At 38.5% G+C, this 12,500-nt stretch carries 7 protein-coding genes; 6 read left to right on the top strand and 1 reads right to left on the bottom strand.

Annotated elements, in window-relative coordinates; all coding sequences use genetic code 11:
- Positions 1-86: 86 nt before the first annotated feature.
- Positions 87-2,360: a helix-turn-helix domain-containing protein gene (locus tag KI375_RS13730; protein ID WP_212974048.1), complete on the bottom strand. Its 2,274-nt coding sequence runs from the start codon at positions 2,358-2,360 to the stop codon at positions 87-89.
- Between the two features lie 391 nt (positions 2,361-2,751).
- Between KI375_RS13730 and KI375_RS13725 the strand changes: the two genes are divergently transcribed.
- The 6 genes from KI375_RS13725 to KI375_RS13700 all read left to right on the top strand — a co-directional run bounded on the left by KI375_RS13725 (position 2,752) and on the right by KI375_RS13700 (position 12,457).
- Entirely contained in the window at positions 2,752-3,687 is a 936-nt protein-coding gene (locus KI375_RS13725; protein WP_212974047.1) for an ROK family protein, read from the top strand.
- Between the two features lie 11 nt (positions 3,688-3,698).
- Complete coding sequence (locus KI375_RS13720) at positions 3,699-4,475, top strand: SIS domain-containing protein (protein ID WP_212974046.1); 777 nt, start codon at positions 3,699-3,701, stop codon at positions 4,473-4,475.
- A 368-nt stretch (positions 4,476-4,843) separates the two neighbouring features.
- On the top strand, positions 4,844-6,481 hold the full coding sequence (locus KI375_RS13715) for an extracellular solute-binding protein (RefSeq protein WP_212974045.1): 1,638 nt from the start codon (positions 4,844-4,846) through the stop codon (positions 6,479-6,481).
- Positions 6,482-6,614: 133 nt separating this feature from the next.
- Positions 6,615-7,994 carry a sulfatase family protein gene (locus KI375_RS13710; protein ID WP_212974044.1) on the top strand — a complete coding sequence of 460 codons (1,380 nt, stop codon included), beginning with the start codon at positions 6,615-6,617 and terminating at the stop codon, positions 7,992-7,994.
- An 88-nt stretch (positions 7,995-8,082) separates the two neighbouring features.
- Positions 8,083-10,215 carry an alpha-N-acetylglucosaminidase gene (locus tag KI375_RS13705; protein WP_212974043.1) on the top strand — a complete coding sequence of 711 codons (2,133 nt, stop codon included), beginning with the start codon at positions 8,083-8,085 and terminating at the stop codon, positions 10,213-10,215.
- A gap of 34 nt (positions 10,216-10,249) precedes the next feature.
- A complete protein-coding gene (locus KI375_RS13700) occupies positions 10,250-12,457 on the top strand; it encodes an outer membrane protein assembly factor BamB family protein (protein ID WP_212974042.1) in 2,208 nt (735 codons plus the stop codon).
- Positions 12,458-12,500: the final 43 nt, after the last annotated feature.

Genomic DNA, 12,500 nt, shown 5'->3' with positions numbered 1-12,500 from the left:
ATTGTACCAATTTTATCCTAAAGTACTCAAGTTTCAGGTATGACGACAAGAGGGAACACGGCACTGAAACAATTCGGACACAAGGGTTACACAGGGGAATGAGATTTTCTATACTGGCCTGGTGTCAATCCTTCTTCCTTTTTGAATTTCCTTGTGAAGTTAGCAGTGTCTATATACCCAATATCCATCACAATATTTTTGATTGGAAGGTCTGTTTCTAATAATTGCCTTTTACACTCGTTAACTCTTAAATTCCATAGATATTGAGTAAAGGTTTCACCCGTTTGCTCTCTGATAAATCTACTTAGATAGGAAGTGGTTAGCTGGAATTTTTCAGCCATACTCTCAAGGCTTATATCATAGGATTTATAATGTTTTTTAATATATTGCAGGATATTATCACGCAAAATAATATTATTACTTTCTTTTCTATTTTGGATTTCCCTACAGGTTTTTACAATTAAGCTATGGATGACCTTTTCAAGTTCCTCTACTGATTGAAATTCTACTAGAGATTTAACATCATCTACCGACGGTGTAGGACCTGTTTCCGCCATACACTTTAAGACAGAATTAATAATATCGAAACATATACATTTAAAAATATGAATCGAAATATCGCTCTTTTTTAAGTCACTTATAATGTTATTGACTGTCTCTTTCGCAACAATTTGATCGCCTTGTTTTAAACTGTGAATGAATTTTGCCTGATTCTGGTTGTTCACAGGGTACCAAATCTCTTTATCTTGATGATGGGTTACAATGTCCTCAAAGTAAAATGCTTCACCATTATAGTTTAGACGATTAAATTCTAACGTCGTCGTGGATTCGATATATGAACGGTTTACTTTATCGATTCCAGTATAAATTTTTCCGACACCTATTCCAGAAATAAGATGGTTGAAGTCTTGTAATTGAAGGATTAATGTATTTACGAACAGGCGCCTACTTTCAAATGGAGAATCGAGTTTATTCTGTATATTAATAATTATCCCGACTGCATGATCGTGAGTTAATTCTACACCATATCCAATACTGTCTTTTGTGGATAAAACACTCAATGCATGCAGGATTTCTTCCTTGGCCTTAAGAGAAGCTTGTTCAAATTCGTTCTCTTTGAAGGAAACCACTATAACAAAAAAACTGTCTCCTTTAAACGTAATCTTCGACTCATTCAACAGATCTTGATCCTTCATATCCTCGAGAATCGTTGCTCCGCCTCTTAGTAGCTTTAATAGGAAGTGATCTTTAATAAAAGGTTGATGGACCTCAATCTTTTTTTGTAATTGCTCACTATCATCGTAAAATGTTTCGATGGTCTCACGAATATTATCTATAATATTTTTGTTTTTATTAGGAGAGAATTCAAATTGTTTATTTTTTATAAAATGAGTAAGTCTATGAATAGGTTGATATTGTCTAATCGACATCCATATGCTTGCTGCTAAGCCAAATAATGCAATGATCGACAAGATTAGAAGCAGGGATGATTTTAGATTAGACATTTTATCGTAAAATTGATCAGTCGGCATCGCTGTAACAAAAGTCCAATGACTTACCTCTGATTGGACTGTGACTAAAGAAAAGCTTTCATTATTCAATCTACCATCTGATACACCTGCCTTACCCAAGGCTAAATCTTTCACCTGATTTATATCGAGCTCAATGCCATTACTACTTGAGGCAAGGAGTTTATCCTTGTCATTAAAAATATAAATATTTCCATTGAAGTCACCTAGTACATTCTCAATTAATTTCGTGAGCGTATCTTCATTTACGAGAAAGATGACCGTTCCGTAAGAATACGGGTTATACGGCGAGACAGGATAAATATATGAGATGAAATGTTCGGATTGGTTGTATGAGCGAAATTCCATTGGTGCAATGAAAGGCTTCATATCTAGATCTATATCTTCTAGCATACTCGTAGTGGAAAAATCCGATCCATCGAGATGAATAATATTATTTGTGAAATTATCAACAGTGCTTGTACCCTGTGATGAATAGATGGTTTTTTCACCATCGTAATACAAATATAACTGATCAATAATGGAACTATTCACTTTATAGGATACTAATTGCTCAATTGCCTGTATTTGATTAGACGGGTTTTTCAGTAGATATGGAGTCAAATAACTATCTACAGAAATCCTCTGTGCTATATTCTCCAATTCATTTATTCTCGAATCCGTAAGTTCTCTCACTTGTTCTAAAGTTATCGTATTCGTCCTAATAATTTCATCACGGAGATCTGAAACAGACATGTTATAAAAGATGATGCTAATCGTGATATAAGGGATCAGGAATATGATCATATAAGACAAAAAATATTTGTAAAAAAGTTTTGTGTTTCTATACATACGATCCCTCATTTCTTATCTAGTTTCCTAGATTCATTATTATTATGATTCTCTATTTGCCGATTAGTATGTATTGCGAATATTCCCGTAAGCGTTTGCAAAGATGATTTCATATTTGGAAAATTGTCCATAAATCTAATCGTTAATTCTAAATAAATAGTAACCCACTATTTGTAAAAATACAATGTAGCCAATGTCTTAACAGTAGCTACGATAGCGGCTAGATCATATTTTACATAGTGAATGAAAAGCGACATATATACAAAAAAATGGAGCACATGCTAAATTCTAAACTATAAGGATGTTCAAAAAGGTTCTGGCATCCGACGATAATATATCCTTTATGTAGGCGCTGTAAAAAATTGGATGAATGACGAAGGTGTGAGTAATGATGAAAAATGCTCAAATCGCAGTTGGTGTCGACATTGGAGGGACAAATATAAAAATAGCACTTGTGACTGAATATGGTGAATGGATTGATAGTCAGTCTTTATTGGTGAAAAGAGATGCTGCTCACTGTGCTGAGCTCGACTTTATTTGTCAAGCGATTAAAAGCTTCATAGACAAACATAATGTATACCCCCAATTATCGGGTATTGGAGTTGCTAGTCCCGGAATAGTAGACACTGATAATGGTGTAATTGAATATGCAGTAAATTTAGGCTGGAATCATGTACGACTAGTTGAGATTATGCAGAACAAATTACATCTCAATGTCCATTTATTAAGTGATTCAGTGGCAGGGGCGATAGGAGAACAATTATACACAGCAGCAGACTTAGATCATTATATGTTTATTTGTATTGGTACTGGCTTAGGAGCTAGTTTAATCCAGAATGGTGAGGCTTTTAACGGGGCTGGAGGAGCGATAAATTTAGGACATATGAGCATTATTCACAATGGAAAGCAGTGCAATTGTGGAAATACAGGCTGTTTAGAAAAATATGTATCCGCTTCCGCTCTTATTGAAAGAGCAAAAGTGGATTTAAATAACAATTATAATGCGTTTAAAAGCCAAGAGTTGACTCCCCATCATTTATTTGAAGCGGCAGAGAATGGGGATACCTATGCGATATCGTTGTTTCAAGAAACTGGCCAATTACTAGGCATGGCTATCGTCAATTGTATACACCTATTTGGAGCACACAACTATATTATTGGAGGAGGTGTTAGTCAGGCTGGGCGATACATACTAGACTCCGCACAGAGAGAGGTTAAAAGTAGGTACAAAGAAAACGAGATTAGGATTATTCAATCGACTGTGCCGACGGCAGCGGGGGTGGTTGGTGCTGCAATGTATGTGTTTGAAAGAGGAAAATTTTTGTGAGAGGAAAGGGAATGCAGATGAATTTAGTAGATCGCTATATAGAAGAGTTGGAAAAACAATTAAATATGATTAGGACAAGCCAAAAAGATAGCATTCAAAAAGCAGCAGATCGGATTGCAGACTCTATTGCAAAGGGTGGGATCCTTCACGTCTTTGGAAGTGGACATTCCCATATGATTGCCGAAGACGTATTCCATCGCGCAGGGGGACTAATTTGTGTTAATGCTATGCTTGAGGAATCTCTTATGGAAATTAATGTCGGAAGAACAACGCAGTTAGAACGATTAAATGGTTACGCAAGTATTTTATTGAATGGTTATGATTTAAAAGCGGGAGAAGTCATTATTATTGTATCTAATTCTGGAATGAATGCCGTTCCGATTGAGATGGCGATAGAATGTAAAGCTCGAGGTCTTTACATTATTGTCTTAACCAATATGGACCACACCTCAACAGCTGACTCAAGACATGAAAGCGGGAAAAAGCTCTATGAACTAGCTGATTTAGTATTGGATAATTGTGGTGTTTACGGAGATGCAGTGCTTTCCTACGATCAGTCAGGGAAGAAGGTAGGACCAACATCGACGATCGGCGGACTTATTATTATTCAGACTCTTATGATCGCAATTGTAGAGGAATTAATAAAGAGAAATGCATCACCTCCTGTACTAGTAAGTGCCAATACAGAAGGGGGAGATAAACACAATAAACAGTTGATTGCTCGTTATTATGACCGAATAAAATACTTAGCAAAACCTAATCAAAACTCGAATGAGAGTGAAACTTAAAATACGGGTGTTTATCATTTTCGTTTCCTTCAAAGCCCTGTTCTAGATGAGAAATATTATGAGTGTTTGTTCAATAAGACTAGGGGGTGATCACATTTTACATACTCAAATAAAAGTGACATATAACAAAAGACTAGATAACATGATAAATTTGATTTAAATATAAGGGCAAATGGACGAGCGTTAAAAATCATTTTAAAACCGCTTACATTTACAAAAGATTTCCGTGAAGGAGGTGGGACGATCGTTAAAATAATAAGCTCAAAAAGAACAGCTAGTGTGAGGAATTAAGTGAATGAGAGCTTCTGTAAAGAAATGAACTAACAGATCTTACGAGGGGACAATACTCAGTAATGGGGAGGATGAATATGAAAACGAGAAAAATACTTTTTTTGTTCTTAATTTTAACGATGGTACTGCTTGTTGCGTGTAGTGAAAATTCCTCATCGAATAATGAGGGAAAAGCCAAAGATACTACGGAGAAAGAAGACACTGAAAACTTCAACAAAACGGGTATGCCAATTGTTGATGAGCCCATAACGCTCAAATTTATGGCCGGGAAATCGCCTAGCAATACGAACAATTACAACGATGTATTGATTTGGAAGGAATATAACAAATTAACAAATATCGAAATCGATTGGGAGCTTGTACCAACTGAAGGATTAACAGAAAAGCGAAATCTTGCTCTTGCAGGTGGGAATCTTCCTGATGTATTTTACACCGCGCATGTATCGAATTCTGATTTGCTGAAATATGGAGAACAAGGGTCATTTGTTGCACTTAATGATTTAATCGAAGAATATATGCCTAATTTAACGAAGTTATTAGAAGAAGATCCTAAATTGAGGGCCGGAATGACCTTTCCAGATGGAAATATATATTCTCTTCCTACTATTCATGATGCTGAATATTTAGAAGTTCGATTAGGTATGATGTTTTGGATTAGACAAGATTGGCTTGATAAGTTAGGTATGAAGTTACCAGAGACAACTGATGAATTTTATGATTATTTAAAGGCTGTTAAAGAAACCGATTTATTCGGGGATGGTTCCGGAAACGAAATTCCATATGGTGCGTTTAACATCGGCGGGTTAAAGGATGTATTAAAAGGTTCATTTGGCATCGGCAACAAAGGGCATGCGAACCAATACGTTGATTTGGACCCAGAAACAGACGAGCCGCGCTTTTTTCCAATATCAGAAGGATATAAGGAAATGCTTGAATATATGCATAAATTGTATAGTGAAGGATTAATTCAGGAAAATATATTTACAATTGATACGAATCAGAGCTTTGCGGATGGAGCGGATGGATTGTACGGAAGTACCGTGATTGCAAGTCCGAATGGAATTTACGGGGAAGAAGGCAAGAATTTTGTAGGAATGAATGCATTAGAAGGACCACATGGGGATCGCCAAGTTACGAGAATAGGCTCGACATTGAACTCTATTGGAGGATTTGTTGTGACAAGTAGCAATGAGCATATTCCTGAAACCTTAAGATGGATGGATTATTTTTATAGTGATGAAGGCGCAAGATTGTACTTTATGGGTGTTGAAGGAGAAACATATGAAGTAGATGACGATGGTGAAATTAACTATACAGACGAATTTTATAATAACCCGGATGGGCTTACCTTTGACCAAACAGTGGGTAAATATTTTACTTGGCTAGGTGGTGGTTATCCTGGGATTATCAAAAGAGAATTCTTTAAAGGAAATAGCGCAGATCCAGCATCAGTTGAAGCTGCGGATAGGGTTCGGCCTTATGTAGAAGATATTTGGCCACATTTTCTATTGACAGCGGAGGAAAATAAAAAGATGTCATCATTGGCTGCAGATATCGAAAAATATACAGATGAAATGTTTAATAAATTTGTTGCCGGTGATGAATCATTATCAAATTGGGATAAATATGTGGAATCAATTGAAAAGATGGGGATAGATGAATATATGCAAATTTATAATGATGCCTATGAAAGATTTCTAGAAGAAGGAAACTAGAATGTAAAAGAATAGATAAAAGGGGAGGTCTGTGATGATATCCCCTTTTAAAGTGTCAAGGATTTTAGTGCTAGGAACGGCTCACACGAAAGATGCGTTTCCAAAAAAACAGTAAAAAAGGATGTCCAGTACAATGAGGATTCTTTATTTAGATTTAGATTCTTTACGCCCTGATCACTTGGGATGCTATGGTTACCATCGAAATACATCACCTAATATCGATAAGATCGCAAAAGAAGGTGTTCGGTTCACAAATTATTATTGTTCAGATGCTCCATGCGCACCATCGAGAACGGCATTAATGACTGGACAATTTGGCATTCATAATGGAGTTGTCGGACATGGTGGAACAGCTGGGGATATCAGGATAGAGGGAGCGAGTCGAGGAACAAGGGGAAGACTTGCAGAAGAGAGTCTGCCGGGGTCACTTAGACAACTTGGCTATCAAACAGCATCAATCAGTACATTTCCCGAAAGACATGGGACTTGGGCCTTCAATGCAGGGTTTAATGAAGTGTTTAATATAGGGGAAAAGGGAAATGAATCTGCTGAACAGGTGCTTCCTATTGCACTTAAATGGATAGAGGAGCATGCAGGCAAGGACAACTGGTTTTTACATTTAAATTTTTGGGATCCTCATACCCCTTATCGCGCACCAGAAGAGTTTGGCAATCCTTTTGAAGGCGAGCCCATACCAGAATGGTTAACAGAAGAGGTCTTTGCACTTCATAAAAACAAGGAAGGGCAACACAGTATAGCAGATATGAATATTCATGCCAAAACATATTACGCAAACTGGCCTAGACATCAGCAGAAGGTTGAAAAGTACGCTGATTTACGAACATTTTTAGATCATTATGATAGTGCTATTCGTTATATGGATGATCATATTGGTAGGGTGTTTCAATTATTAGAACAAATAGGGGTTATGGAAGATACAGCTATTTTAATTAGTGCCGATCACGGTGAGAACATGGGCGAATTAGGTATATATTCCGATCATGGAACAGCGGATGAAGCAACTTGCCATATTCCCATGATTTTTAAATGGCCAACAGGCAAAAAGGGAATCGTTGACAATGGATTACACTATCATCTTGATTTAGCACCTACACTGATAGACCTATTAGGGGGTGACAAAGCAGCGTTATGGGACGGACAAAGCTATGTCGACACTATTGTGAATGGGAAATCAACTGCAAGACCCTATTTAGTTTTGTCACAGTGTGTTCACGTTTGTCAGCGAAGCGTTAGGTTTGATGATTGGTTGTATATTCGCAGTTATCATGATGGACACCATGGATTTGAAAAAGAGATGTTGTTTCATTTGAAAAGTGATCCGCATGAGCAAACCAATCTTGCCAGAGAACGAAGAGATATATGCGAAACGGCTGCTTATCTGCTACTTGAGTGGCATGATGAAATGATGTCGACAATGGATTATGTTGTGGATCCATTGTGGACAGTGATGCAGGAGGGCGGTCCAGTCATTGCGAGAGGGTATGAAAAGTGATTCATAGATTGATCACTTTACATACAGCTACTACGAGAAAAATATTCGGATGATAGCGACAGCATGATTCAGAAGGGGTTGTCAAGACATGATTAAAAGTGTGGATTATTTATTTTCTGTGGAAGCTGTCCATGGAGTTGTAGAGAGATTATTAGGTGCAAGCATGGCAGAAAAATTCGTTTTCAAAGGAATACCAATGGAAAACGGAAAGCATGTGTTCGAATTAGATAATCAAGCCGACAAAATAATGGTCTCAGGCTCCTCACCTGTAGCCATGTCATTTGGATTGAACTGGTATTTAAAGTATAAATGTCAGGCGAGTTTTTCCTGGTCGGGCAATCAATTACATATCCCCGAGCCGATGCCTAAGGTAGAGGGCAAAGTACGTAAAGTAAGACCTTATGATTATTTCTATCACTTAAATTATGTTACTTTTTCATATTCTACGGTTTTTTGGGATTGGGAGCGCTGGGAAAAAGAACTAGATTGGATGGCCTTGAACGGGATTGACCTTGTTTTGGAATTAACGGGGCATGAGGAAGTTTGGAGGAGAACACTTTCCAGGGTTGGATATACGGACAAGGAAATTAAGAAATATCTCACAGGTCCTGCTTATTTGCCTTTCCAATGGTTAGGCTGCATGTACGGTTGGGGTGGTGACCTATCTGATAATTGGTTCAGGGACCGCTTGCAGTTAGCCAAGAAAATCCATAAGCGTATGCGTGAATTGGGAATGACACGTGTTCTACAAGCTTATACAGGAATTGTCCCGCCAGACTTTAAAGAAAAAGTGCCAGAGTCGAATCCCTTGGATCAAGGAGATTGGGTAGGCTTGGAACGTCCATTTATTTTATTACCAGATGATCCTACCTTCGGGAAAATGGCTGAGATTTTTTATGAAGAACAGAAAAATTTGTTTGGCCATGATCATTTTTATGCAGGCGATCCTTTTCATGAAGGTGGAAATCTGGATGGTATCGATCTAAAAAAAGCGGCTGAATTGATTCAAAATGAACTAGTCAAAGCGGATGATCAAGCCGTTTGGGTCTTACAGGCTTGGTGGGAAAATCCGACAACTGCGTTTATGAAAGGTTTAGATAAAAATTATACAATGATTCTTGATTTATGGGGAGAAAATTCACCAAGATGGAAACGAGAAGGGGAAGATGTATTCTTTGGCTTACCATGGGTCTGGTCCTTTCTACAGAACTTTGGTGGAAGAAGTGGATTGTATGGGGATATGAGCGGATCTGCCCATTATTTATTGGAAGCACTTCATCATTCTCATTCAGGTGATTTAGTCGGTGTAGGATTTACTGGAGAGGGAATTGAACAAAATCCAGTTATGTATGATTTAATGACGGAAATGGGCTGGCGCAGCGAAATAGATGTGAAGAAATGGTTACGTCAATATGTAATACGGCGATATGGTAGGGACAACGAAGACGTTCAAAGGGCGTGGGAGCTTTTGAAAGAAAGTGCATACGGATATTCCAAACAGCCTGGTCCTACACATAGTGTTATCAATAAACGACCATCTAAGGCAGATGTTATTAAAAATTTCGATCATAACGAACAAAAGAAATGGGATTCTCTCGAGATTTATTATGATCCATCTTTGGTTGAAGAAGCTTGTCAGCTTTTATATCGGGCCTATGCAGAGTTGTCAGAAAATGATGGTTACTTATATGATTTAGTCGATGTGACTCGGCAGGCATTGGCCAATAGAGCAAGGCGGCTTCATCGTGCATTCATGGATGCCTATAAAAACCAGGATATTAGTGCTTTTTCTAAAAGCAGTTCTACCTTTTTGAATATTATAAGAACACAAGATGCGTTACTAAATACTCGAAAGGAATTTTTGCTTGGTCCATGGCTAGAACAGGCGAAAAGTCTAGGAAAAACAAAAGAGGAAAAAGCGCTATATGAATATAACGCCAGAACATTAATTACCATTTGGGCTTCACCAGCCCAAGAAATTCTTCATGATTACGGACACAAGGAATGGGCTGGCTTAACGATGGACTTTTATTTCCCAAGATGGCAAAGACATATTGATTCATTACGTACTTCATTAGAGGCAGGAGAGCCACAGGAGAATATAGATTGGTTTGAATGGGAGTATGCATGGACACAAAAAAATAATGAATTCCCAATTGAACCAGAGGGTGATATTCATAGGATTGTTGGTGATATTATTCAAGAAGTTTTTTCCGAATGAACTGTCTGTTTCGCTTTATAGGAGGTAAAACCATATGTCGGACCAGTTTTTACAAACAAAAATGGAAAGTAATGATCGTTCAAAAATCTCCAGTGAATCATTAACAACACAGGAGATAGGGGGGCAAGACTTTTCATTTGCGATTTTGGCAGATTCGCATATTGACCCGAATGTTCCTGAACGATCCCAGCATTTAACAGATATATATGAATATCTAACTCTGCAACGCCAACCGCAGTTTATCTTACATCTCGGTGATATGACGGAATGCGGGTTACCTCATGAGTACAAGGAGTTTGAAGCATTAATTCCATCAACCTTTCGAGAACATTTACATGTGATACCTGGTAATCATGAGATGCGCTGGGACGAATGGGCCGGCGAGAAGTATAAACAGTTATTTGGTATTACACCGTACTCTTTTGATATCAGAGGCGTACATTTTATTGCTTTGGACCCAACAGAGCCTTTGCGGGAGCCGGGGTATTTTACGAAAGAAGATTTAGCATGGCTAAGTAAAGATTTAAGTGCTCTAAAGTCAGAGACCCCTGTTATAATTTATTTGCATTATCCAATAGGTGAGCATCATTATTTTATTTGTAATGAGGATAAGTTCCTTGAGGTTATAGAGAGATATAATGTAAGAGCCGTTTTTTCGGGACATGTCCACGAAGAGAATAAATGGGAGCAGAATGGTGCAACATTCTTTAGTTTACCTGCGATAAAAAAGGGTCCGTTTTTCTTTTGGGTAGAAAAGAAAAATAATCGCAAGGGCGTGCCGATATTATCTATCTTTTCTGGAGAAACAAAAGAACAGCTGCAGGAACCAAATCTACGGCTTTTTACTGAAATACCGCTCCAAGGGGATCGGCCGGCAGCATTAGAGCGCCCCCATTCTATTGTTGTTCAATCTAAGACGACAGATGCTTCTTTAACTGTAGGATTAGATCAAGGAAGCAAGGCAATCAGCGTACTTTATCAGTTTTGGCCGGAGTATACTTGGGCTGGTAAAACCGACGGTAACTGGAAAAGGCTATCTTCTTCAAAAGATGAGGAATACCCACTAGAGTGGAAAACCGATATTGCTATGAATGAAATGCCAGCAGGAATATATCGTTTGCAAGTTCGTGTTGTGAATGCTCGAAGGCAATATTGGGATGAATTTTTGAAGATTATCGTCCCAGAGCAAGGGCAGGCTAATCGATTAAAAAAACTATTGGATTTGGAAGAACCTATACAGGCTGGACTGGAGATAGTGAACGAAAGTCCGGGTGATCCTCCTCTAGTGGTGGCTGCAACTACGAGTGGTCAGGTGCTTGCCTCAACCCTTGAGGGGAAAGTATTATGGACATTTCATGCAGGTGCTTCGATCTTGGGTACTCCTCAGTATGCCCATTCAGGTAATCTTATTATTTTCGGGACAAAGAACCACAGGGTTTATGCTTTAAACTCTTCAAATGGTCAGGAAATATGGTCCTATAAGGCAGATGGAGCTGTGCTTGCTACCCTTGTGATTGATTATTCGCAGGTCATTGTTTGTGCAGGGAGGCAAGTCTTATCTTTAAAAATAGGAAGTGGGTTGCAAAATTGGACAACTGCATTAGGCGGGTTCTCTGCAGGAATGCCGGCAGTTGATGAGCGGGCGCTATACTTAGGCGCTGGGGATGGCTACATCTATTCGCTAGACAAAACAACCGGCAGCCTCCTCTGGAAAAAAGCACTGGACCTAAGAGACAGACCTTTTAGTAAGCTCATTTATAGTCCGTGGGGGACAAAGGCAGTTATTGTTCCAGATAATCGCGATAAGCCTTCGATTGTATTGGTCTCAACCGTAGCGGCTGCGTACGGCTTGAATCGTCATAGCGGGGAAATCATCTGGACATGCAAGGTCTCCAATCCTTATTCAGCTCCTCTTATCCATACATTAGAAGAAACAAGAGCAATTCTTATCAATGAATGGGGAAATATCGCCTCAATTGATCCATATTCTGGCGAAATTTTTTGGGAAACCACAGTACCTCAGAGAATTTTCAATACCTCACCAATCGCTAGTGGTAATCTCGTCTACATCACCGGTGTAAATGGCCTGCTTATGGGGTTAGATCTGTCAACTGGTCACATTGTCGACCAACATCATTTCTCAACAGACTACGTATATTCAACACCCGTACTACATGGAAATCAATTATTTTTAGCCGGACAAGATGGTAGCATTCATAGCATTACAGTAAAAAGGGCCTGACCCCCATTGCGTTACTACTTTATCACAATGGGGGACAGGCCCC

Source organism: Bacillus sp. J14TS2 (genome assembly GCF_018333015.1).
In the GTDB taxonomy this organism is placed as follows: Bacteria; Bacillota; Bacilli; order Bacillales; family Bacillaceae_C; genus Lederbergia.
The sequence above is the reverse complement of the archived record's forward strand: the minus strand, read 5'-3'. Positions and strand labels throughout refer to the sequence as shown.

Excerpts from the sequence above, each read along its gene's own strand:
- KI375_RS13710 (WP_212974044.1), top strand. The coding sequence starts at position 6,615 with ATGAGGATTCTTTATTTAGATTTAGATTCTTTACGCCCTGATCACTTG.
- KI375_RS13725 (WP_212974047.1), top strand. The coding sequence starts at position 2,752 with ATGAAAAATGCTCAAATCGCAGTTGGTGTCGACATTGGAGGGACAAAT.
- KI375_RS13730 (WP_212974048.1), bottom strand. The coding sequence starts at position 2,360 with ATGTATAGAAACACAAAACTTTTTTACAAATATTTTTTGTCTTATATG.
- KI375_RS13700 (WP_212974042.1), top strand. The coding sequence starts at position 10,250 with ATGTCGGACCAGTTTTTACAAACAAAAATGGAAAGTAATGATCGTTCA.
- KI375_RS13720 (WP_212974046.1), top strand. The coding sequence starts at position 3,699 with ATGCAGATGAATTTAGTAGATCGCTATATAGAAGAGTTGGAAAAACAA.
- KI375_RS13705 (WP_212974043.1), top strand. The coding sequence starts at position 8,083 with ATGATTAAAAGTGTGGATTATTTATTTTCTGTGGAAGCTGTCCATGGA.
- KI375_RS13715 (WP_212974045.1), top strand. The coding sequence starts at position 4,844 with ATGAAAACGAGAAAAATACTTTTTTTGTTCTTAATTTTAACGATGGTA.